We start from the raw sequence: 19,365 nt of genomic DNA, 5'->3' as shown, positions 1-19,365 counted from the left end.
TGGCTTTGTGAAGCCGGACATGTGCACGCTTAGGTTTTGGATCTTAAACCCCGGATGCGGCAGTACTTGCGAACAGTGCACCGAGGCGGGTGATTAAGCCGACAATCGTCGATGTTCATACAGAATTTCCATATCGACATGGACAAATCTTGAAAAAACGGAGTGCGCCTGCTATCAGAACAGTGAGACACGGAGGTTTCGCATTCCACGACCAAAGGAATTGTCGGTTCTACATGATGTCAATAGGTATTGTGTCGATACTAACTCTAGCGGAACTTTAAAGATTTTGTCAATATGATATTGATCCGATACTATTAGATGTATGAATACTGAATCGATTTACGATTACTTGGAACGTATCGCCAACCTCATTCGGACAGACGTCCGAAAGACGGGGGTTGCGAAAGGATTGCAACCGGTGCAGTTGGAAGCGCTCCATTATCTGAGCCGGTGCAACCGATACAGCAACACGCCAGTTGCGGTGGCCGATTACTTGGGCCTAACCAAGGGAACGGTATCGCAAACCTTGGGGGTCTTAGAATCTAGTGGCTTTATCGAAAAGCAGGCCGACCTCAATGATCGTCGTGTGGTTCATCTCAATCTGACTGTTGACGGCGCTCGCGTGGTTTCGGATGCAATTCCGCCTAATATCCTGAAATCCGCAGTGGATGGGCTGTCTGAGACCTCCCGGAATGAGATTACAGCAACTCTGAATCAGGTTTTGAGGGAGTTGCAAACGGCGAACAAGCTGAAAACGTTCGGCTCCTGCAAAACTTGCAGGTATCACTTGACCCAGGAAGACGGAAGGCGCCGGTGCGGACTGACCATGGAGTGGCTAACGGAGGCCGACGCGGAAAAAATATGCCGGGAGCATCAGCCAACAGCGGAAAGTGTCTAGATTTGCAAAGTGATTAATAGGACGGGCCGAGAGCCCGCCCCAAAGGACAGAATCAAATCGCTTGCTCGCCGGTTTCACCGGTCCGAATCCGGATAGCCTGCTCGAGGTTGGTTACAAATATTTTGCCGTCGCCAATTTTGCCCGTGTTGGCGGCTTTGATGATGGAATCGACAGCCTGATCGACCATGCTATCGGTTACCGCCACTTCGACTTTTACTTTGGGCAAGAAATCAACCACGTATTCGGCGCCGCGATAAAGTTCCGTGTGTCCTTTTTGACGCCCGAAACCTTTTACTTCCGTTACCGTAATCCCGCTGATTCCAATTTCGGACAATGCTTCCCGAACATCGTCCAATTTGAACGGTTTAATGATCGCGGTGATGAGTTTCATTATTGTCTCCGATGATGTGAAATGTTCTTAGCCTCGGTTGGCTCGATTTCGAATGATATCGTCGACCACGGTAGGATCTGCCAAGGTGGAGATATCGCCGAGATTGCGGATATCGTTGGCCGCGATTTTCCGAAGTATGCGGCGCATGATCTTGCCGGATCGCGTTTTCGGTAGTGTCGGAGCCCATTGAATGATATCGGGTGTGGCAATCGGACCGATTTCCTTGCGGACCAGCTGCACTAGCTCCTCTTCAAGCTCTGGGCTCGGCGAGACGCCGGCTACCAAAGTGACATAAGCGTAGATTCCCTGTCCTTTGATATCGTGCGGATAACCCACAACGGCGGCTTCCGCCACATGGTCATGCAGGACCAAAGCGCTCTCGATTTCTGCGGTGCCCATGCGATGGCCCGACACGTTCAGCACATCATCGACGCGCCCGGTGATCCAGTAATATCCATCGGCATCGCGTTTGGCACCGTCACCGGTAAAGTACTTGCCGGGATAAGTTGAAAAATAAGTATCAAAAAAGCGTTGGTGACTGCCGAATACCGAGCGAGCCTGGCCCGGCCAAGAGCGGGTAATCGTCAGTACCCCCTCGCACGCTCCTTCCAATACGCTACCCTGGCTGTCGACAATGGCCGGTACGATGCCGAAAAACGGACGCGTCGCGGAGCCCGGTTTGAGCGGCGTGGCGCCGATCAAGGGAGTAATGAGTATTCCACCGGTCTCCGTCTGCCACCACGTATCGACTATAGGGCAGCGGCCGCGGCCTACCTGGTGATAATACCATTCCCATGCCTCTGGATTGATGGGTTCGCCGACAGAGCCCAGAACGCGCAAGCTGTCCCGGCGGGTGCTATCAAGCCAATCTTCCCCCAGGGCCATCAAGGCGCGGATGGCGGTGGGAGCGGTATAAAAAATATTGACACGATGCTTTTCAACCACACGCCAGAAGCGGTCGGGAGCCGGGTAGGTCGGAACGCCTTCGAATATAAGCGTGGTTGCGCCGTTACACAGAGGGCCGTAAACGGTATACGAATGGCCGGTAATCCAACCGACATCTGCGGTGCACCAATAGATTTCGCCCGGACGGTAATCGAACACATATCGGTAAGTCATTGCCGCATAGACCAAATAACCCCCGGTCGTGTGAAGTACCCCCTTCGGTTTTCCGGTAGATCCGGAGGTGTAGAGAATAAACAACGGGTCTTCCGCATCCATGGATTCGGGCGGGCAATCGGGAGAAGCCTCCGACACCGCCTCGTGATACCACACATTATGACTGTCCCAATCGATACTCCCGCCGGTATTCCGAACGACAAAAACCGTTGTCACATTTGGACAAGCCCGCAGTGCGGCGTCCACATTGGCCTTCAGCGGTACTATTCGTCCACCCCGTCTTCCTTCATCCGCACAGATGACATACCGACAGTCGGCATCGAGAATGCGATCCCGTAATGCGTCGGCGGAGAAGCCTGCGAACACGATGGAGTGGACGGCCCCGATCCGAGTGCAGGCCAGCATTACCACTGCCGCTTCGGGGATCATTGGAAGATAGATGCAAACCCGGTCACCTTTTTGAACGCCATGCTTTTTCAGAACATTAGCAAACCGGCAGACTTGTTCGTGCAGCTCGCGGTAGGTGAGCTTCTTGTCGATATTCGAATTGTCTCCTTCCCAGATGATTGCGACTTCGTCACCCTTTTCGACTAAGTGGCGATCGAGGCAGTTATAGCTGACGTTCAGTTTGCCTCCTTCGAACCATCGAATACGGGCGGTACCGAAGTCGCAATCCTGAACCTTGTCCCACGGCTTGAACCAGTCGACAAAACGTTCCGCTTGTTCAGCCCAAAATTTGTCCGAATCCGTGATGGAGTGTTCATACATCTCCTGATAAAGCGCTTCGGTAATTTGCGCTTCGGCAGCTACTTCCGGCGGCACTTCGTAGACTTTTTCGAAGGACATTGGCTTTTCCGATGATCTTCAGAGTGGGATAGGGAGGCTCTGACAGGTGTTGATTTTACCGAATTTTCCGGCGAGTGACCCGCATCATCAAGTCTAACGAGTATCGACATCTTCGTTCTTAAGCCCGCCTCAGCCATAACGCTAGCTTGAGGGCAACCAACATGACCGGCTTTTTAGTACAACTTAGGCGTTCTTAACCAGAACGTTCCTGGCTTCGCGAAGTTCACGTCAAGGGTCCATGAAATGGGACGTTCCGGCTGAGCGATCGGTCAGCGAGCGACCACGAACGGAAGTTGCACGAATAAACTTAAAATTGGAGAGTGTATTGAGCAAAAGGTGCTCTTAGGGCGAGATACTCGCCGCTTGAGAGCTTTTGATATCCGAAGTGCGGCGGCAGATCGTGAGTTGGCGGGCTATCGGCTATTCTCGATCCGGACGGATTTAGATCGTCCGTATCGAGAATATCGTTAATAGATATGCAGTGCCTTGGTTTCCCGACACTTCAAAGGACATCTGGATAGCCTACGGCGTCGTCTTAAAGCTAAACTGACGTTAATGAAAGATTGTATCCGCGGTAAAGCCGTCGGTTTCCAATATGTCGCGAAGGCGATTTAGAGCTTCCATCTGAATTTGACGTACTCGTTCCCGGGTAACGCCCATCACGGTCGCGACTTCTTCGAGAGTGGAATGATCATAGCCGCGCAGACCGTATCGGCGGGAAATGACTTCCCGCTGCTTGTCCGTGAGTTGATCCAGCCATTCGGAAAGATTATTGGAAATTAGCTCGTTCTGAAGAGTTTCCGGAAGGGGGAGTTTATCCTCCTCGGAAATGCATTCCACCAAGGACTTTTCAGAATCTTTCTTAAAAGGAACATCGATCGATACAACGCGCTCGTTGAGTTTGAGCATTTTTTCGACCGTTTTTATCGGTTTGTTCAGATATTTTGCGACATCTTCGGCACTTGGATCATGATGCATTGTAATGGCCAAATGACGATACGCTTTTAGGTAGACATTCATTTCTTTTACGACGTGAATCGGTAGACGAATCGTGCGCGTCTGATTCATCAAGGCACGTTCAATCGTCTGCCGAATCCACCATGTGGCGTAAGTCGAAAACCGAAATCCGCGATCGGCCTCAAACTTCTCAACGGCTCTTATCAGTCCGAGATTTCCCTCTTCGATTAGATCCAGAAGTGGCAGTCCGCGATTCAAATAACGACGGGAAATTTTTACAACCAAGCGCAAATTGCTTTCTATCATTTTCTTGCGCGCCGCCTGGTCACCTTTTTGCGCTAAACGGCCGTAGTGCTTTTCTTCATCTGCGGTCAGCAGCTGAGAACTTCCCAATTCCTTTAGATATAGGCGGGTGGCGTCATATTGGTATTCCGAATCGACAGTACCCAGCTCTGCGTCGTTCCAGATCGGCGAATCTTCTTCAAGATCTTCGTTCGCTTCGAAATCTTCGACGAAGGTGGCCGCATCATCGTATAAGCCTGCCTCTCCAAAGGTTTTTAATTCTTCTACGATTTGTTCAGACATACCTATGCCCCCCACACAATTGATTTATTATCGATAGCCTATTTGATAAACCAGAACTTCCGTCATCAATACTTTGTTAATCGGAGCCAACAGCTCTGTGTCAAACCATTTATCGTGCCAATATGCTCTGCGAGCTCCGTACTGCTTTAAATCTGCGGATCATCCATTTTTTGCTTCGCATCGGGTCACTGGGCGCATCGGAAAAATGGCGTTTGGCGACCGAGCGGAGTTACCGTGCGACGGGTTTTTGACGGTTATCTTTCTTATCGGCTTATTATTTTTTTTCTTTAGCAGCTTTTTTGTGACTCAGATAGCAATTTTTAAATGGTGGGATTTTTTTATGATGCCGAATTCGCGCGACCACGCGGGCGCGCGCTCAAACGCACGCGCTTACAGACAGAAAAGGGGATCGAGAGGTTCGGGGATGATTTATAGAGACGAAAAATGCCGACATTCCCAGTTTTTGCTCGATGGCTTGCTAAGCCATTTCCGTGTCAAGCTAGAGCATTTTTCGCTTCCACATAGCGGATTTAGTGCGTGAAAATCCTACCAAGGTGCCGCTGAAGGCGGTGCTTGTTTTAGGGCGGGGAGCCGCCCCGCACGCGGGTTCCTTTTGCAAAATCGTTGTGGGATGTTGCTTCCCGCTTTGCCCCCAAGTCCAGGGTGTCGCTCCCTGGATACCCGCTTGCCTTGGGAGCGCCAAGGCAAGCCCCTGGGTTTTATCCTGCGGACCCGCCTTCGGCGGTCCAAATTGACAAGGTCCTTTCCTGGACGCTGCCCTTCGGGCGAACGTCGTTCGTCCCATTCCGCTCCCGGCGAGCCCCCTGATCCTGCGCGTTTCGCACGACACCGGGGCGCTCGAACGGGACGAAGAAAACCGTGTAGCACCCGCTGCCGCGGGCGCTATACCGAATCAGAAAATACTCTAGCCACGGCCGTGCTCGGCGCACCCAGTACACTTCGACGATTTTACCGTCCCAGCAGAACGTCTTTGGCCTGATTGATTTTCGCCGCGAGATAGTCGGAGCCGCCTCGGTCGGGATGAATCCTCTGCATCAGGCGACGATGAGCGTCAATAACAATTTCACGAGAAGATCCAGACGGGATGCCCAGAACACGATAAGCTTCATCTGCTGTCATTTTGCCGTGGTCCTGATCTGCGGTTCGGCTTTCGCGCTCTTGCCAGGATACGCCATGGACGCGCTCTATATATGCCTTCAGCAGCGAGGCGGATTCGGGGTCCTCGCGGACATAGTCACCGTATAACTCGGTCAGTTGTTCCAGGGTCAGGTCGTGCAAGCTACGGCCGGCATGGAATCCTGTCAGTACTACGCCCACGATTTCGCCGGTTGTATGATCGAGTTGCATCCGTAAAAAACGTGACTCAACAAACGAACTGCTACGGCGACCGTCCGAATCCGTCCGCTGGGATGCGGCTCGTTGTTGCCGCCAGCGTCGTATCAGCGGCGCATATTGAACCAGGAGTTGAACGAGAATTGGCGCAAGCCGGAGAACGGCGGCGATCAGTGCCCCGACCAGCGGGATCAACCAGCCCAGCCGTCCGGTCGCGGCAAGAAATAACAGGGCCAGAATTCCGGTCCAGATCAGCCCGCGTCGAAACTTCTTGGCCAGCGCTTCAGAAGGCGCGGAGTCGAGAAAACGACGCACCGTCAGCATGGCGAAAATAACGAGGGAAAGAAGCAGAATAAGTTGAATCAAGGTTTTTTCATTTCGTGGGCTAATTGCAGAGCGAACCCGCCTCGGGCACGCCCGAAGTCTTCCAAAGCCTTCAACCCGCCGGCGGCATAGACCGCAACAGCATTGAGCAGATCGCGGAGTTGCCGTGCACTTCCGGCATCGAAGCGGCAATGGGCGCCCTGAGTCAATTTGGCGATCTGTTTGAATGCGCGTTCGGCGGTTGGATCGAATCCTTCCTGAAACAGAAACGCATTGACGCCCCGAAGGCCCAACTCTCCGGCTGTCTTGCAGAGATAGTCGACATTTTCTTCCATGCAGTCGCCAACGAACACCAAAGCGTCGACCTTGCTTTTCCGTGTTTCCTGCAAAGTATGCTCCAGAACCTTGCCGATCTGGGTGTATCCCCCGACGCATTCCACGTCAGCCATGCGCCGCCGCAAGTCTTCGGCGTGAATCAACCACGGGAAAGCTTCGAAATCCGCTATTCCGCGGTAATAGCAGAGCTGGATTTCCAAGCCGCCTAGAGCCGCCGCCGCATCGAACATTTCCGCTTGGATACGACACGCCTCCCTCCAAGTAGGTTCGCGGCTCGCCGTCGCGTCCAGGGCAAAGATCAGCCTTCCTTTGCGTCCAACCGGTTTGACGTTGGGCGTTTGCGCAAGTTTTTTCAAGAACGCCTGCACGTCGCTGTTGCTGGATTGTGACGGAAACTTTTTCGAGTCATTCATTTTGGGGGTTCGATAGACACAACGCGGATTATTCTACCCGGCAGAAAATCGCATAAGGAAAGTCATGACCGAGCAGGTTTTCCTTGCGAACGATTAGACCACCCGGAGGCAATTTTGGCTCCAATTACACATGCGCGCATTTGTCGCTCCCCAAATCGCAAATATAACCATGGAGCGTGATAAAGTGCAGTGTTTCCAAATCGCTTCTACGATGCTGTGGAGCAAGCAAATTAACTGTTTGCATTATATTGACAACATGGTAATTTGCGCCTGCTCCAGAGTGTTCGTTCATGAACTCGGGAGGCGATAAGAACTTATAAGAGGAGGTATAGCGTAATGTCCGAAGAGAATAACCCGAGTAAGCCCGCGCAAGGCATTCTCGATACCTTGAAGAGCAACCCGAAAGCTCTCTACGCGGCGATCGGCGCAGTGTTGGTGATCGTTCTCGTTCTCGCAATGAGCGGCGGCGGTGAAGAAGTACAGATCAAAACGACCGTATCCGTAGGCCAGCAGGTGACTTTGGATAATCCGAATGGCGGCGGTTCGCATTTGACGACCATGCCTGGTTTAATTAGCACCTCGGAAGCGGAAGAGGACCAGGAGCAGAGCGTATGCGTCACCAAAGCAGGGACGAAGGCAACCGTTGAAGAAGAAATGGTAGTCGGTCAGTTGCCGTTCGTTAAAGTAAAAGTATTGGACGGAGACTGCCAAGGGAAGAGCGGCTGGACATCGAAGGTCAACGTCAAGGGTAGTTGATAGAAATGGCGATGAGCGCCAGATTATTCGCCCATCGCCATTTCTTGTTTTCTCGTACTCTAAAGTTCTCGCAGCACGCGCATTGGGCTGTTTTTTACCACTGACCGTGTATTCAGATAGCCTGCCAGCCCAACCACCAGCGCGCCTAAAACAGGGGTGGCCAGCCAGGTTTCCCAATGGAAACGATACGCCAAGTCAAACACCCGGCTGAACAACGTCCACGCGATCACCTCGCTGATAGCCGATGCCAGGATGCCGGCCAAGAATCCCAACGCGGCGAATTCCACCCATTGGGCATTCCGCAACAAGCGCCGGCTGGCGCCCATGGTCCGAAGCAACACATCCTCGTAGATACGTTCATCCAGCGTCGCTCGGACCGCGGCGAACAGCACTGTAAATCCCGCCGCCAAAGCCAATAGCAAGACATATTCGATGGCGCTCGTCACTTGACGCAAGATGGTCTGAAACTGTTTCAGCAGCGCGTCGACTTCCAGGATCGTCATGCTCGGGAACGATTTGGCCAACTGTCCCAGTACTGGCTTAAGCTCCGGCGGCACATAAAAGCTGGTGAGCCAAGTGTGCGGATACGTATCGAGGCTTCCCGGCGAAAAAATCATGAAAAAATTCGGAGTCATGGTATCCCAGCGGACGCTGCGGGTGCCGATGACGGTAGCGATAAGCTCCTGTCCCGCAATATTGAATGTGAGTTTGTCGCCTGGCTCGATATCTAGACTCTTGGCTAGCTCGGTTTCCACCGAAACGCTCAGGGGACCACTTCCGTCGACCCATTTTCCCCGAACTACACGGTTGTCGGGCGGCAGTTCCGACGCCCAGGTAAGGCTAAGTTCGCGATTAATCGATGCTTCAGCGCGCGAGTCTTTGTGGACGATTTCGAAGACGTCTTTACCGTTAACGGCAGTCAAACGGCCGCGCACGATCGGATAGTAAGCGCTGCTGGCGATACCCTCTTGGTTCAGCGTGTTGCGAAATCGCGCCAAATCGGTATCGAATAAATTCAGTGCGAAATGATTAGGGGTATCCTCGGGCAGTTGGCGCTTCCACTCCTGCAGCAGTTCGGTACGCACCAAAATACTGACCTGCATGGCCACCAGGGTTAGGGCGAAAGCGAGTATCTGGCTAACTCCCAGTCGCGGCTGACGGGTCAAGTGCTGGAGACCGAAGCGCCATGACAGCGAGACGTAAGGCAGGAGCAGACGGCCAAGCCCCAGCATCGATAAGCCGAGCAGGCTGAACAGCGCTATCGCAGCGCCAGCGATCGCCAATACGCTGACGGTCATCGTCCAATCGCGGGTATAGCGCCAAAGAAGCGCGCTCAGAGTAAGGGCGGCTAATCCGTATACCACCCAAGCGCTGGATGGCAGAGGTTCGAGATCGCGGCGCAGTACTCGCAGGGGAGCGAGTCGCTTGAGCCTGAGTATGGGGGGAAGGGCGAAGCCGAGTAGGATCAGGAGTCCCGTGGCTGCACCGAAGATCACCGCGAGCCAACCGGGGCCAGCTAAGGTATGGGGCAGCAAAGAGCGGAGCAACTGGATCACACCGTGCTGAGCCAGGTAACCCAAAGCACAACCGAGCGAACTGGCGATAAGGCCGACGATCAAAAACTGGCTGGCGTAGATCCACAGGACGTCCCGCTCGCGAGCACCCAAGCACTTGAGCATCGCGGTCATGTCGTAGTGCCGTTCGGTGTAGCGGCGCGCAGTCATGGCGATGGCGACACCCGAAATCAACACCACGGCGATGCTGGTCAATCCCAGATAGCGCTCCGCACGGTTCAGGGCGTTGCCCAGTTCGGGCCGGTCCTCGTGCACGTCGAGAATACGTTGCCCCGGATGCAGTTGGGGCTTGAGCCATTGCTTGAATGTGCGTAGCGCACGCTCGTCCCCGGCAAACAATTCGTAATAATGAACATGACTTCCGGGTTGAATGACCCGGGTCTCGGCGACATCGGCTCGATTCATCAGCACCCGGGGCGAGAGGCTGTAGAGATCGCCACGGCGGTCGGGTTCATGGGTGAGAATGCGAGTGATTCGCAGCGGTTTTTCACCCACTGTGATTTCGCCGCCCAAGCTCAAACCCAAGGTTGTGAGCACGCGCTGCTCCACCCAAGCCTCCCCGCTTTTCGGGATGTCGTGGGTTTCAACTGCGGCCGTGACATCGCCCAGAGTGGTGCGAAGCGAGCCGCGTAGCGGATAACCTTCCTCGACGGCTTTGACGCCCACCAGAAGCAGTTCGTCGTTTTCGATCAAGACGCTGGAAAATTCGGTGGTACCGGCGACTAGCAGCCCCTGTGCGGACGCCTGTTGCCGCCAAGCATCCGATGGCTCCTGATGGCCGCCGATAACGAGATCGGCTGCCAAGAACTCCGCCGCCTGGAGACTCATCGTACGGGTCAATCTGTCGCCCAACAGGCTGACCGCGGTGGAACTGGCCACTGCGATCAGGAGGGCCGCCATCAGTATGGTTAATTCGCCGCTACGCCAATCGCGTGCGATCAGCTTCAGGGCAAGCTTGAAGTTTCTAACCACAATACCATTTTCACCGCAAAAGGGATGCCTGAATCAAAGACAAATCGGCCGAAAATAAATTCGAACGTGCGAATAACGCCCGGAAGGGCTCGCACCGGGAAGAGGCACGGAATGCCGCGTTTACCGCTTAAAGATAACTGAAAAGAGACAGTCCTTGTACTTTAACATAAGCTTGCTGCGCAGCCTGTAGCGCGACAAACTGGATGTTGTACCGACTGATTGCTTCTGCGTAGTCCAGATCCTCTATTTCGGAAAGATTCGCTTGGGTGTCGATGATGAATTTGTCGTGAACATCCTCTTGTTCATCCAGCGCATTCAAGCGTGCGCCGACGCTGGCGCGGGTATCCAGGACGTTCTGGAGGGCGGCATCGATGTCCTTCAATGCGGCGCTGGCAGCGTCGTGGAAAGCAACGTCGGCTCCTGTGCCGGTCTGTGGGCCGGCGAAGCCGAAATCGGTCAGGACTCCATCGGTGTCGTCACTGATCTCCACGGATGAGGCAGTCCCGGTGGTTGTCGATACGAACTCGATAAAGCCTGATCGATGTTGGGCGACCACGGTTCCATTCAAAGCGGTGGCGTTGATGCCGGCGTTTATGGCGGCAACGAGATCATCCGCTGAAGCATAATTCGCCGCGGCAACGGAAACCGTGACCGGCGCACCGCCATCAACGGCCAGATCAAAATTCTTTGCCGGGCCGCCGCTGTAGTCAATGCCGGAGGACAGATCGTTCGTTCCCATAACGGCGCCGTGGGATGCGGTGAACTGTCCGCTCAAAGTCCGGGTGAGGGAGTACAAGGTATTGAGTATGTTCTGGGTACCGCCTGAGGCCGCGATCGCATTGGCACCCGAGCTCGAAGGAATATTCTCGAATATGGAAAATCCGGAATCGCCGTCGGCCAAATGTCGTTGCGGAGCGATTTGCAAGAGGCGCTGATTCTTGTCGCCTTGATAGACGTAGCTCGGCGGCGTCCGGCCGCCGTCAAATGCGAACGGGACGGTATCGGAACGGAAGCCGGCGAAAATATATTCGCCGTTGGCGTCGCGCGTATTCGCCAGTCCGAGCATTTCGTCCAACAGCTGCTGCATTTCCTGCCCGATCGCCTGCCGATCACTCGGGCTGAGCGTATCATTGAGGCTTCGGACAGCCAATTCACGTGCGCGCTGCAACACGTTGTCCGCTCCCGCCAAAGTGGATTCCTCAAATTCGAGTCTCGAGCGAACAGCCTGAATGTTGGACTGAAATTGCCGATTGTTTTCCAGCGACTCCTTCAAGTCCAGCGCACGTACCGCGGCGCTGGGATCATCCGAGGGCGTCAGAATGCGCTGGCCGGTGGAGAGCTGCAATTGGGTCTTGGAGAGCTTCGCCTGCTGCCTGAGGATGGCGTCGATGCCGAATTGTTCCATCAAGGGCGTCGAAATGCGCATGCTTATCTCCTTACGGCTCCGATCAGTGCGTCGAACATACTGTTCAGCGCGGGAATCAACTGCGCGGCGGCTTGATAGGCTTGTTGATACCGAAGCAGGTTGGCGGCTTCCTCATCGAGATTCACCCCTGAAACCGAGTCTCGTGCCTGTCGAGCATGGTCGAGCAATTGTTTCTGAGCGGTGCTGTCGATGTCGGCGGCGTGGGTCAGCGTGCCCACATCGCCCACGATCTCGTTATAAGCGTCCTGGTAACTCGCTTTACCGCCCAAAAGCGAGGGCATTGTCTGTAGTTGAGCCAGGGCGCGGGCGTTGGTGTTGTCACCGGGGCCTGCAAAAGGCGACCCAGCTGCAGCAATTTCTCGGGGGTCGGTCAGCGAAACGCTTAGATCGCCGGCTACCCGGCGGAACGGGCGAATGAGAAAGCTGTCGCCGGCTGCTACAGCACCGCCGCCAATGCCGATAGCCAAGCCATCTATGGCAAAGGCACCGGTCGCATTGTTGAATTGCGTATTGTCGCTCAGGCGCGTGAGGGTGTAATTGGCGCCGTCGTAGTCCAGGCGATAGTCGCTTGCGGTTAGATCGGAGGAACCGTTTCCAGCGCTGTTGTCGAACGCGACGGATAATATGGCGTTGCCGCTATTCGTTTGCCTGCCGAACCAACTATACTGGCCGATTGCGGCGTTTGTAACGTCGCTGAAGAAATCGGCACCGGCGCTTCCGTTCAAGTCGGAGCCGAGCGAGTGCTGCGCGTTGAATGTTGCGGCGAGCCCCGCAGCGATACGGCCCAGGGCGTTTTGGGCCGGGTCGAGTACCTCGCTGCCGAAGCGCAACAATCCCCCGATTTCTCCGCCGCTGATAGCGGCGGTCACGACAACGGCGCCGGAGCCGCCGGCGGTAATGGCAATGTCTTTCTGATTGGGATCATAGGCCGAGTTCTGCAAGCTGAGCTGGTTTGCCGTCGAGCCCATCACCAGTGCCTGTCCGCTGCCTATAAACACGTTCAAAGAGCCGTCCTTTTGCTCGAACAAGCTGGTGCCTACTTTCTGCGCCAACTGTTCGGTCAACAGATCGCGCTGATCGAGCAAATCATTGGGCGGTTTGCCTGCTTGGTTATAGGCAACAACAATGCGCTCGTTCAAAGAGGCGATACCTCTGGCCAGACCGTTGATCTCGTCGATATTGGTGCTCAGGCTCTGATTCACTTGGCTGCGCAGCTCATCCATGCGGCCGTTCAGCGTATTAAGACGCTGCACCAGCGTTTCGCCTTCGGTCAGCATGACGCGTCTCGCGGCGATGGATGTGGGGTCGTTGACTACGTCCTGCACCGAGTTAAAGAACGATTGGAGCGAGGGCGACAGACTGGCGTCCGGATCGGCGATGAAGTTGTCGACCTGTGAAGCCATGTCGTGATACGTCTCCAATTCCCCATGCGCGGAGAGGCTGCTTCGGAGCTGAGCGTTAAGAAAACTGTCGTAAGAGCGGGTAATGGACGCAACGTCGACGCCGTTGCCCACAAATCCCGCCCCGGTAAACGAAGGCAAGCGTTCGACTTGTTCCGTTCTTTGGCGGCTGTAGCCGTCGGTGTTGACGTTGGCGATATTGTGTCCGGTCGTCGCCAATCCGCGCTGAGCCGCCATCAGTCCGGATGTCGCTATGCCAAGAAGTCCGCCAGCCATGATTCAACCACTCGAATGAATAATGTTCTTAAGCCTGTTATCGGCACCGATCGCTTTAACTGAAGACCGGATCAGGCAACGGGCAACTTTTCAAGCGCACGATTTTCCTTGTATATGGAGAGGACCTTGCGTGCATAGTCCGGGTCCGTGGCGTAGCCGGCCTTTTGCAATAAAGCCATGAATTGCCGTGGATTATCGGCATGTTCCAAGGCCGTTGCGTAACGAGGGTTGGACTTAAGGAACTGCACGTAATCGCGGAAACTCTCGGCGTAATCGTCGTAGGCGCGAAATGCTGCTCTATTACGCACGGCGATACCGTCGGCGTATTCCAGGGTGCGGGCGGTCATATGACGGCCGCTCCAGTGCCGGTCCGCCTTGATGCCGAACAGATTATGGCTGTGTCCGTCGTTTCCTCGTGCCGCCATGGATTTTCCCCAGCCCGTTTCCAAAGCCGCCTGCGCCAGCAGCAGCTTGGGGTCGACGCCAAGCTCGGCGGCCGCTTCCTGAGCGTGAGGCCAGAGCGCGTTTACGAATTCCTCGGGATTGGCGAACGCTCCGGTTCGGGAGTCACTCTGGGCGGACCGAGGTTGCACGCGAGCTTTATCGGACATCCGAGCTCCATTTCCATAATCCGATTTCGAATTTTCTGCCGTTGCATGCTCGGAAGATCCCTTATCGATCCTGAGTAACGCATTGCCGCGGTAATCGTCCAGACCCATGCCGGGTTTCGCCTCACCGGAGGACTTTTCGCCGCCCAGTTGCCGGACCAGCATATCGGAGAAGCCGAGACTGGATCGTTTGCCGAGTTCCACCGCCAATTGCTGATCGTACATGTCGCGGAACATCTGCGACTGCTTGCCGTCCGTGAGCCCGCCGTTCGGGACCGCCTCCCGCATGCTTTTCAAGGCCATCTGGATGAACAGAGACTCGAATTGCCGGGCGGTCTCGTTCAGCGCCGCTTTCGGATCATGCTTGGCCTGATTCCTGAGCCGGGCGGTGCCGTTGAAATCGGTATACACATCGGCCATGCCAGTCTGCTTTATCATGCCGGTTCTCCTATATCACGATCAGCTCGGCCCGCAACGCTCCGGCGCTTCGCAGGGCTTCCAGAATGGCGACGAGGTCGCTCGGTGCAGCGCCCACGCGATTGACCGCCTGCACGATTTCATCCAGCGATACGCCGGGATTGAAAACGAACATGCGATTCGCTTCCTCGTTCACGGTTACGTCCGAGCGGGGCACTATGGCGGTCGAACCTCCGGATAAGGCCGGAGGTTGGCTGACGATGGGCTTTTCGCTGATGGTCACCGAGAGGTTGCCGTGGGTCACCGCGGCGGGTTGAACCCGGACATGGCTGCTGATCACTACCGTCCCGGTACGCGAGTTGACGATGACCTTGGCAGGGGCTTCGCCCGGACTCACGTCCAGATTTTCGATCAGCGACGTGAACGAGACCCGCTGAGCCGGATCATGGGGCGCGCTGACCTGAACGGACGCCGCGTCCAAGGCGCGCGCCACGCTTCCGCCGTAAGTTCGATTGATGATGTCGGCCACTTGGTTGGCGGTGGTGAAATCGGGCGTATGCAAGTTGAGCATCAGATGGCTGCCTTGCGCGAATCCTGTCGGAACTTCGCGCTCGACCGTGGCTCCGTTCGGAATCCGGCCGGCGCTGGGCACGTTGACGGTAACCTTGGAGCCGTCTAGGCCTTGAGCGCTTAACCCGCCGACGACGAGATTGCCTTGGGCAACCGCGTAGATCTGGCCGTCGGCGCCCCTGAGGGGCGTCATCAAGAGGCTGCCGCCGCGGAGACTGGTGGCATCGCCCAAAGATGAAACGTTCACATCTATCGTTTGGCCGGGCTTTGCAAATGCCGGAAGGTCGGCTTGTACGGATACGGCGGCGATATTTTTGGATTTCAGGTCGATACCCGGCGGCACGGTGACGCCCAATTGGAGCAGCATGTTGCGCAGGGTTTGGCTGGTGAAGCGGTTCTTATCGCCAGTGCGGTTCAGACCGACGACCAGCCCGTACCCGATCAGCTGGTTGCTGCGGACCCCGGCGACCGAGGCGATATCCTTGACCCGTTCAGCCATCGCCGGGGATTGTGAGAACGCCAAGCCGAGAAGACCGATTTTTATGACTGAGTGCAGAGTGAACCTAGCCATGGTCTTACCTCAGTCGATCAGAACGGGAACAGTATGCTGGTGAAAAAACGTTGCAGCCAGCCCATGCGGTTGACGTCCGCCACTACGCCCTCTCCATTGTAAATGAAGGTCGCGTCGGCGACCTTGGTGGAATCCACGCTATTGGTGGTGTCGATATCGACCGGACGCACCAGCCCCGAGAGCTTGATGTATTCGTTGCCTTGGTTCAGGCCGACCCGTTTTTCGCCTCGTACCCGAAGATTGCCGTTGGGCAGGACTTCCACCACGGTCACGCTGATGTTTCCCGTCAAGAGATTGCTCTGATTACTTTCGCCTTTTCCTTCGAATTTGTGGGTCGATTCCAGACTGCTGGATACGTTGTAGCCGAGAATTTCAGCCGCTTCCTGCCCCATCAGCATGGGTGCCTTTACCTGGGTAGTTGCCGAACGGTCAGCCTTGGTGTCCGCGTCTTTCTGGGCATTCGTCCGTTCGACCAGCTTAATGGTAAGGGTGTCACCTACCCGGCGCGCTTTATGATCCTCGAATAACCGCATGTCGTAGCCGGACTGGAAAATTGCGCCGGGATTCTGCATGGGCGGCGTCATGTCCTCGGGACGGGCCGGCGCGTAGGCGGGATCCCGGCGCGGCGGCGGATTGAGGATGGCGGCACAGCCGTTCAAGGTCAGCAGGATGAGAATGAAAGCCGCGTATTTCATCGGATCAATCAGAGAGTATTGGTGGCGAACCCGAGCATCTCGTCCGTGGTTGCGATCGCTTTGGAGTTCATTTCGTAAGCGCGTTGGGTTTCGATCATATTGACCAGTTCTTCCACCACGTTCACGTTCGAGGTTTCCAAAGAGCCCTGGACGAGCTTTCCGATACCGTCTTCTCCCGGTACGCCGACGATCGGAGCACCGCTCGAAACCGACTCCCGGTACAGGTTTTCACCGATTGGTTCCAATCCCGTCGGGTTGATAAAGTCCGCCAGCTGGATTTCGCCGATGACGTTGGGGGTGGGGTTTCCCGGTTCGAGCACGGATACCGTACCGTCGTTGCCGATAGTGACGCTCAGGGCGCCCTGGGGCACGGTCATGGCCGGTTCCAAGGGGTTGCCGCCGTTGGTAACGATTTGTCCATTGGAGTCGAGCTTGAAGGACCCGTCCCGGGTGTAGGCGAGATCGCCGTTCGGCATCAGGATCTGGAGGAAGCCCCGGCCGTTGATGGCGATATCGAGGGAATTTCCAGTCTGTTGGATGTTGCCTTGAGTATGAATCTTTTCCGTGGCGACCGTCCTTACGCCGGTGCCCAATTGCAGGCCGGAAGGCAGAGTCGTGTTTTGCGTGGACTGAGCGCCTACCTGCCTGACGTTCTGGTACAGCAGGTCTTCGAACAAAGCTCGCTCTTTTTTGAAGCCGGTGGTGTTGACGTTGGCCAGGTTGTGCGAAATCACCGACATATGGGTTTGCTGCGCATCCAGGCCGGTCTTGGCGATCCAAAGGGAAGGGGTGGTCATGGTCGTGAACCTCTTGGAGTGTCTTTTAGCCGATCCGCATGAGCTCGGCGCTGGCATTGCCGTCGTCTTCGACGGTCTTCATCATCTTGATCTGGTATTCGAACTCACGCGCCAGTTCGATCATTTGCACCATTTCTTCCACGGTGCTGACGTTGCTGCCCTCCAGTGATCCGGTTACCAGTTGAACCTCGTTGGTGGCTTCTACGGGAGTACCGTCCTTGATTCGCATCAGGCCATCCTCGCCTTTTTCAAGCTGCGATTTTTCGGGTTTGACCAGTTTGATTCGGTCGAGAATCGCCAGGGCGGTGGCGTTGGCACCCTGCGGAATGATGCTGATGGTGCCGTCTGAGCCGATTTCGACCTTCTGTGCGGGCGGAATGGCGATGGGGCCCGCGTTGCCGAGCACCGGCAGACCGCTGCCGGTGACCAGCTGCCCTGCAGGCGTAATATGTAAGTCTCCGGCCCGGGTGTAAGCTTCGCTGCCGTCCTTGGCCTGCACGGCCAGCCAGCCATCTCCGTTGATCGCGACGTCGAGGTCGCGCCCGGTGGTTTGCAGGGAGCCCGTCGACAAATCGACGCCAGGGCGCTCGGTCATGGCGTAGACCCGACTCGGATAGCCGTTTCCGAATACCGGCATCGAGCGGATTTGCTCGAAATCCGCTCGAAACCCCGGCGTATTTGCATTTGCGAGATTATTGGCGTTGGATGCCTGCGCCAGCAGAATCTGCTTGGCACCGCTCATGGCGACATAAAGGCTGCGATCCATGGTCGGAGTTCCTGGCTATCGGGTGTTAACGAATGTTGAGCAGTGTCTGGGTGATCGTGTTTTCGGTGGAAATGGTCTGCGCGTTCGCCTGATACGCCTGTTGGGCGATAATCAGATTGACCAGCTGCTGGGCCAGGTCCACGTTGGCTCCTTCGAGGGCGCCAGCCTTGATGGAACCGAAACTGCTGGTGCCGGCTACGCCATTGATCGGCACCCCGGAGTTTGCGCTTTCTCCCCAGGTGGTATCGCCGAGCTTGGACAATCCTTGCGGGTTTTGGAATCGGACCATGGCCACCTGGCCCAGCGGTTTGGAGCCGCCGTTGCTGAAACGGGCAAAAACGACACCGGTGTCGTCGATGTCCACGCCGGTGAGCCGGCCGATGGTCAGACCGTCTTGGTTCAAGGTGTCGACGCTGAACGCGCTGCCCAGTTGTGTCGAACCGGCCAGATCGATGGTGAGCTGGATGGGTTGGGCGCTGGGGTTGATGGACACTAAGTCGGTCGTGAATTGGGTCGTTGCCGGGTTGCCGTCGACCGAGGCGAGCTTGCCGTCGTTGTCGAATGTCAGAGGAATCGAGTTGGGGGCCGCGTCGTCCAGCATGTCTACCCCGTCCACATAGACATATAGATCCCAGGCATTCAGCGCCGCGCCTTTGACGTAGTAACTGGTCGCGATGTGGGTGTTGCCAAGCGAGTCGTATGTCGTGACCGATGTTGCATGGGTATAGCTGGTGGGGTCTGCCGGGTCGAAAGGCGATGTGGCGGGCGTGGTTTTGCGCGAATCCAGATTGACGCTCATGTCTATCGAGCTCGTGGCTTTCGGTAAGCCCTGCGTAGAATCGAGTTGCAGGGTCTGGAATACGCCGGTACTGAAGCCTTCCTCGACTGTTTCGCCGTTCGGCGCATAAACCAGCAGCGGCTGGCCGAGGTGATTGACCACATAGCCTTCCCGGTCCATGTGAAAAGAACCGGCGCGGGTGTAGACCCGTTCGTTGATGTTGTTGACGTTGTCCCCCATGACGAAAAAGCCTTCGCCGCTGATCGCGAGATCGAGGTTGTTCTCGGTGAAATCCAGGTTGCCCTGGGTGAACTGTTGCGCCACATTGGTGACCCGGACACCGGCTCCTGGCGTGATGGACGAGACGCCTCCCAAGCTACTCGCATAGACATCGGCGAATTCGGAGCGCGATTTCTTGAATCCGGTCGTATTGGCGTTGGCGATGTTGTTGCCGGTCACCGAGAGCATATTGGATGCGGCATTCAGGCCGCTCAAGGCACTGTTAAAAGCCATGTCTTACCTCGCTAGATGACTATG

Annotated in this window: 16 protein-coding genes; 2 read left to right on the top strand and 14 right to left on the bottom strand. The window is 55.8% G+C overall.

The features are described 5' to 3' along the window. The first annotated feature begins 322 nt into the window (after positions 1–322). Entirely contained in the window at positions 323–898 is a 576-nt protein-coding gene (locus ACR2R1_RS06515; RefSeq protein ID WP_077730449.1) for a MarR family winged helix-turn-helix transcriptional regulator, read from the top strand. 52 nt (positions 899–950) lie between these two features. Here the strand turns inward: ACR2R1_RS06515 and glnK are convergent, their stop codons facing one another. From glnK to ACR2R1_RS06490, 5 genes are all read right to left on the bottom strand, one after another. Further along, positions 951–1,289: a P-II family nitrogen regulator gene (gene glnK, locus ACR2R1_RS06510; protein WP_077730450.1), complete on the bottom strand. Its 339-nt coding sequence runs from the start codon at positions 1,287–1,289 to the stop codon at positions 951–953. 27 nt (positions 1,290–1,316) lie between these two features. Beyond that, positions 1,317–3,254 carry an acetate--CoA ligase gene (gene acs / locus ACR2R1_RS06505; RefSeq protein ID WP_434113208.1) on the bottom strand — a complete coding sequence of 646 codons (1,938 nt, stop codon included), beginning with the start codon at positions 3,252–3,254 and terminating at the stop codon, positions 1,317–1,319. A gap of 552 nt (positions 3,255–3,806) precedes the next feature. Then, entirely contained in the window at positions 3,807–4,796 is a 990-nt protein-coding gene (rpoS, locus tag ACR2R1_RS06500; RefSeq protein WP_077730452.1) for an RNA polymerase sigma factor RpoS, read from the bottom strand. Between the two features lie 969 nt (positions 4,797–5,765). Next, positions 5,766–6,515: a molecular chaperone DnaJ gene (locus ACR2R1_RS06495; RefSeq protein ID WP_434113206.1), complete on the bottom strand. Its 750-nt coding sequence runs from the start codon at positions 6,513–6,515 to the stop codon at positions 5,766–5,768. Beyond that, on the bottom strand, positions 6,512–7,222 hold the full coding sequence (locus ACR2R1_RS06490) for a hypothetical protein (RefSeq protein WP_434113204.1): 711 nt from the start codon (positions 7,220–7,222) through the stop codon (positions 6,512–6,514). The genes ACR2R1_RS06495 and ACR2R1_RS06490 overlap by 4 nt, the downstream gene beginning before the upstream one ends. Positions 7,223–7,558: 336 nt before the next feature. Between ACR2R1_RS06490 and ACR2R1_RS06485 the strand changes: the two genes are divergently transcribed. Then, positions 7,559–7,978 carry a hypothetical protein gene (locus ACR2R1_RS06485; protein WP_077730455.1) on the top strand — a complete coding sequence of 140 codons (420 nt, stop codon included), beginning with the start codon at positions 7,559–7,561 and terminating at the stop codon, positions 7,976–7,978. A gap of 59 nt (positions 7,979–8,037) precedes the next feature. Here ACR2R1_RS06485 and ACR2R1_RS06480 read toward each other — a convergent pair whose 3' ends face one another. The 9 genes from ACR2R1_RS06480 to flgE form a co-directional block, all read right to left on the bottom strand. Next, entirely contained in the window at positions 8,038–10,524 is a 2,487-nt protein-coding gene (locus ACR2R1_RS06480; protein ID WP_434113202.1) for an ABC transporter permease, read from the bottom strand. Between the two features lie 127 nt (positions 10,525–10,651). Then, on the bottom strand, positions 10,652–11,950 hold the full coding sequence (gene flgL, locus ACR2R1_RS06475) for a flagellar hook-associated protein FlgL (RefSeq protein WP_077730456.1): 1,299 nt from the start codon (positions 11,948–11,950) through the stop codon (positions 10,652–10,654). A gap of 2 nt (positions 11,951–11,952) precedes the next feature. Beyond that, positions 11,953–13,626, bottom strand: coding sequence for a flagellar hook-associated protein FlgK (gene flgK / locus ACR2R1_RS06470; protein ID WP_434113200.1), 1,674 nt, complete (start codon positions 13,624–13,626; stop codon positions 11,953–11,955). A 71-nt stretch (positions 13,627–13,697) separates the two neighbouring features. Beyond that, complete coding sequence (flgJ, locus tag ACR2R1_RS06465; RefSeq protein ID WP_156880045.1) at positions 13,698–14,672, bottom strand: flagellar assembly peptidoglycan hydrolase FlgJ; 975 nt, start codon at positions 14,670–14,672, stop codon at positions 13,698–13,700. A gap of 10 nt (positions 14,673–14,682) precedes the next feature. Next, positions 14,683–15,792: a flagellar basal body P-ring protein FlgI gene (locus tag ACR2R1_RS06460; RefSeq protein ID WP_156880044.1), complete on the bottom strand. Its 1,110-nt coding sequence runs from the start codon at positions 15,790–15,792 to the stop codon at positions 14,683–14,685. A gap of 17 nt (positions 15,793–15,809) precedes the next feature. Then, on the bottom strand, positions 15,810–16,487 hold the full coding sequence (flgH, locus tag ACR2R1_RS06455) for a flagellar basal body L-ring protein FlgH (RefSeq protein ID WP_077730460.1): 678 nt from the start codon (positions 16,485–16,487) through the stop codon (positions 15,810–15,812). Between the two features lie 8 nt (positions 16,488–16,495). Continuing rightward, entirely contained in the window at positions 16,496–17,284 is a 789-nt protein-coding gene (flgG, locus tag ACR2R1_RS06450; RefSeq protein ID WP_156880043.1) for a flagellar basal-body rod protein FlgG, read from the bottom strand. 25 nt (positions 17,285–17,309) lie between these two features. Further along, complete coding sequence (gene flgF, locus ACR2R1_RS06445) at positions 17,310–18,050, bottom strand: flagellar basal-body rod protein FlgF (RefSeq protein ID WP_347257872.1); 741 nt, start codon at positions 18,048–18,050, stop codon at positions 17,310–17,312. A 25-nt stretch (positions 18,051–18,075) separates the two neighbouring features. Then, positions 18,076–19,341 carry a flagellar hook protein FlgE gene (gene flgE / locus ACR2R1_RS06440; RefSeq protein ID WP_077730463.1) on the bottom strand — a complete coding sequence of 422 codons (1,266 nt, stop codon included), beginning with the start codon at positions 19,339–19,341 and terminating at the stop codon, positions 18,076–18,078. Between the last annotated feature and the right edge of the window lie 24 nt (positions 19,342–19,365).

The sequence above is a fragment of the Methylocaldum sp. GT1TLB genome, from assembly GCF_051027445.1.
Lineage (GTDB): Bacteria > Pseudomonadota > Gammaproteobacteria > Methylococcales > Methylococcaceae > Methylocaldum.
The sequence above is the reverse complement of the archived record's forward strand: the minus strand, read 5'-3'. Positions and strand labels throughout refer to the sequence as shown.

Coding starts and splice junctions, on each gene's coding strand:
- ACR2R1_RS06490 (WP_434113204.1), bottom strand. CDS start 7,222: ATGAATGACTCGAAAAAGTTTCCGTCACAATCCAGCAACAGCGACGTG.
- ACR2R1_RS06485 (WP_077730455.1), top strand. CDS start 7,559: ATGTCCGAAGAGAATAACCCGAGTAAGCCCGCGCAAGGCATTCTCGAT.
- flgE (WP_077730463.1), bottom strand. CDS start 19,341: ATGGCTTTTAACAGTGCCTTGAGCGGCCTGAATGCCGCATCCAATATG.
- ACR2R1_RS06460 (WP_156880044.1), bottom strand. CDS start 15,792: ATGGCTAGGTTCACTCTGCACTCAGTCATAAAAATCGGTCTTCTCGGC.
- flgG (WP_156880043.1), bottom strand. CDS start 17,284: ATGACCACCCCTTCCCTTTGGATCGCCAAGACCGGCCTGGATGCGCAG.
- ACR2R1_RS06515 (WP_077730449.1), top strand. CDS start 323: ATGAATACTGAATCGATTTACGATTACTTGGAACGTATCGCCAACCTC.
- flgK (WP_434113200.1), bottom strand. CDS start 13,626: ATGGCTGGCGGACTTCTTGGCATAGCGACATCCGGACTGATGGCGGCT.
- flgL (WP_077730456.1), bottom strand. CDS start 11,950: ATGCGCATTTCGACGCCCTTGATGGAACAATTCGGCATCGACGCCATC.
- rpoS (WP_077730452.1), bottom strand. CDS start 4,796: ATGTCTGAACAAATCGTAGAAGAATTAAAAACCTTTGGAGAGGCAGGC.
- acs (WP_434113208.1), bottom strand. CDS start 3,254: ATGTCCTTCGAAAAAGTCTACGAAGTGCCGCCGGAAGTAGCTGCCGAA.
- flgF (WP_347257872.1), bottom strand. CDS start 18,050: ATGGATCGCAGCCTTTATGTCGCCATGAGCGGTGCCAAGCAGATTCTG.
- flgH (WP_077730460.1), bottom strand. CDS start 16,487: ATGAAATACGCGGCTTTCATTCTCATCCTGCTGACCTTGAACGGCTGT.
- glnK (WP_077730450.1), bottom strand. CDS start 1,289: ATGAAACTCATCACCGCGATCATTAAACCGTTCAAATTGGACGATGTT.
- flgJ (WP_156880045.1), bottom strand. CDS start 14,672: ATGATAAAGCAGACTGGCATGGCCGATGTGTATACCGATTTCAACGGC.